The organism is Streptomyces ossamyceticus, assembly GCF_001418475.1.
GTDB lineage: Bacteria > Actinomycetota > Actinomycetes > Streptomycetales > Streptomycetaceae > Streptomyces > Streptomyces ossamyceticus.
In genome coordinates this window covers 1-3,402 of record NZ_LIQX01000733.1, presented here as the reverse complement: position 1 = coordinate 3,402, position 3,402 = coordinate 1, and the positions used below count along the sequence as shown (strand labels likewise).

The 3,402-nt window shown below is 74.2% G+C and carries 1 protein-coding gene and 1 pseudogene; both read left to right on the top strand.

Annotation, left to right across the window (positions count from 1 at the left end):
• Positions 1–2,155: pseudogene (locus AOK15_RS37725) on the top strand (serine protease); the annotation flags it as partial.
• A gap of 127 nt (positions 2,156–2,282) precedes the next feature.
• Positions 2,283–3,236: a bifunctional riboflavin kinase/FAD synthetase gene (locus tag AOK15_RS37720; protein ID WP_055523271.1), complete on the top strand. Its 954-nt coding sequence runs from the start codon at positions 2,283–2,285 to the stop codon at positions 3,234–3,236.
• Positions 3,237–3,402 lie beyond the last annotated feature (166 nt).

Below are 3,402 nucleotides of genomic sequence, written 5' to 3'. Positions count from 1 at the left end.
GCGGGCAGCGAGGCGTTGCGGCCGGGACGGGGAGCAGCCGGGGCGGGTGCCGGATCGGGACGACGTGCTCGGCGCCTATCTCGACCTCATGTGTCTGCGCATCGCCGTACGGCTGGCCGCGGCGAACGGGATGCGGGGGACCGCCGTACGGCGGCTCGCGGCGCAGGTCTCCGGGCAGGTGCACGAGGCGGCGCGCCGGTGTCTCGGGCCCGGGCAGGGCGAGCTGGACCGGGCGGCCTTCGAGGCGGTGTTCCCCTGGGGGCCGGTGCCGGGAGAGCGGCTCGGCGGTACCACCGGCTGGGCCTCGGCCGTGCTCACCGAGGGGCTGCTCGTCCCGGCGGGCGAGGGCTACCGTTTCGCGCACGAGGAGCTGGCCGACTGGATCCAGGGCACCCACCTGGACCTCGACGCCGCCCTGCACGCGCTGGTGCACCGGGGCTGGATCGCGCAGGCCGAGGCCCGCCGCGGCTGGGGCGCCGTGCCGTCCGAGGCCCGCGTGCGGCGCCAGGCACGCCGGGCCACGCGCAACCTCCCGGTGCCCCGCCACCGCATCGGCCCCGTCGTCCACGCACTGCTGCTGCTCGGCCGTCAGCAGGGGCCGACCGAACTCGCCGGGCGGCTGGAGGAGTTGCTGGACGCCCTGGACGCGCTGCTCCCGCCGGGCCGTACGGCACCCGACGACCCGACCTGGTGGGCCACCCACCTCCTCGCCGACGTCCTGCTGAGGGTGCCCGACGCGACGCCGTACACCAGGGTCCTGCGGTTCCTCGCCGAGCGGATCGGGGCCTGGCGGACCCAGGGCCGGTGCGTACCGGAGGAGTTCGGGCCCGGCTTCTGGGAGGCGCTGCCGCTGCCCCAGCCGGAACGGTTCGACCTTCTGCGACGCCTCGTCGTCGCCGACCCGGCCACCGGCGAGGGCCCGCGCTACCTGGACACGGTCTCCCGTCTCCTCGCCGCCGACCCGACCGGCGTGCCCCCGCATCTGACCCGCTGGTTCCACGACGACACCCCACTGGTGGCCACGCCCGACGCGACCGTGGCCACGGCCGCGCAGGCGCTGCTGCACACCCACCGGAGCGGCGCCCTGGACGACCTGACGGAAACACTGGTCGACAGCGCGCACCGACGCGCGGACGAGCTGCTCACCGTACTGGCCGAGGAGGAGCCGTCGGCCGTGTGCCGGGCCGTGGACCGGTGGGCGCACGACGAGCGTCCGGCGCGACGGGTGGCGGCCCTGGCGTACGCGCTGCGCACGGCGCCCCACACACGCACGGACGCCGACCGCGAACTGCTCCGCCACGCGGCCCTCACCCTGCTGGCCCGCCCCGCCGACCTCACCCTGCACGGCGGAGCGCTCGCGCTGCTCGTCCGCGACCCGGGGACCAGGGACCGATACCTCCCACGGGCGCTGGCGCGGTTCGCGGCCGACGACCCGCAGCTGCCCGCCAGTGCGCTGGTCGCCGCCCTGCCCAGCCACCCCGACCCCGTGCTGGACGCCTTCCGCACCCGACTGCGGGAACCAGGCGCCGACGGCGATTCCCTGCGCACCCTCGCCGAGATCACCACCCCCGCGCTCGCCCGGCGCGTCAGCGGCCTCGTACGGGAGATCGTGGAGCTGCGCCCGGAGACGGCCGAGCATGCCGCCGCGTACGTCGAGCGGCGGCTGGAGCACGGTCCGGGGACCCGCGCCGTACTGTTTCCGCTGATCAGCGGGCTCATCGTCGAAGGGCCCGTCCAGGTGCGGGCGGCCCTCGCGGCCGTGTTCGCCGAGCCGGGAACCGCCGTGTCCGGGCCGCTGCGCCGCGAGTTCCTCGACCTGCTGATGGCGACCGAGCGTGACCCGTCCGTCCTGGACGCGCTGCTGCGGGCCGTGGCCGCCTCCCGCGTCCCCACCGGCCACGGCACCCGGGCGGACGCCGCGGACACCAGGGAGCTGGTGCACCGGGTCGGCCGACTCCTCGTCCGTACGCCCGAAGGGGCGACCCGTTTCGACTGGGCGCTCGTCGACCTCGCCCGTCACATCCCCGGCTTCGCGGAGCTGGTGGCGAGCTGGCTCAACGGCACACCGCAGGAATGGTCCGCGGTGGTGGGGCCGAGCACCCGCCGGATGATCGAGAACCTGGCGGGCGAACCGGGAGTGCGGGTGCCCGCCTGAGAGGGGCGCCTCGACCGTGCTCCCGGTCACAGGCCGGATGCCGATGCGGGCCGACGCCCGTGGGCATGGCACCCTTAGACCTGCATAGAGGCAACCACGGACACAGGTTCGACGAGGAGCGGTCACAGTGCAGCGCTGGCGTGGCTTGGAGGACATCCCCGAGGACTGGGGGCGCAGCGTCGTCACCATCGGTTCCTACGACGGGGTGCACCGCGGGCACCAGCTCATCCTCCGGCACGCCGTGGAACGCGCCCGCGAGCTGGGCGTTCCCTCCGTCGTCGTCACCTTCGACCCGCACCCCAGCGAGGTGGTGCGCCCCGGCACGCACCCGCCGCTGCTCGCCCCGCACCACCGCCGCGCCGAACTGATGGCCGATCTGGGTGTGGACGCGGTGCTGGTCCTGCCCTTCACGACGGAGTTCTCCCGGCTGTCCCCGGCCGACTTCGTGGTCAAGGTCCTGGTCGACAAGCTGCACGCCAAGGCCGTTGTCGAGGGCCCCAACTTCCGCTTCGGCCACAAGGCCGCCGGGGATGTGCTGTTCCTCGCCGAGCAGGGCAAGACGTACGACTTCGACGTCGAGGTCGTCGACCTGTACGTCAGCGGTGAGGCGGGCGGCGGCGAGCCCTTCTCCTCCACACTGACCCGGCGGCTGATCGCCGAGGGCGACGTCGAGGGCGCACGCGAGATCCTCGGGCGCCCCCACCGTGTCGAGGGTGTCGTCGTACGCGGCGCCCAGCGCGGCCGTGAGCTGGGCTTCCCCACGGCCAACGTCGAGACCCTCCCGCACACCGCGATCCCCGCCGACGGTGTGTACGCCGGCTGGCTGCACGTCGACGGCGAGGCCATGCCGGCCGCGATCTCCGTCGGCACGAACCCGCAGTTCGACGGCACCGAGCGCACGGTCGAGGCGTACGCGATCGACCGCGTCGGCCTCGATCTGTACGGGCTCCATGTGGCCGTCGACTTCCTCGCGTTCGTGCGGGGACAGGCGAAGTTCGAGTCGCTGGAGGCGCTGCTCGTGGCGATGGCGGAGGACGTGAAGAAGTGCCGTGAGCTGATCGCGGCGTACGACGGGGAGTAGCCCCATACGCAAAGGCCCGTACCGTCGAGGACGAGGACGGTACGGGCCTTTGCGTTGTTCAGATCTGCCCCTGAATCTGCTCCCGTTACTGCTGCGGGGGCGCGGCGGGCGGCGGGGTCTGGCCTTGCTGGGGCGGGTACGGCTGGCCCGGCGCCGGGTGGCCGTA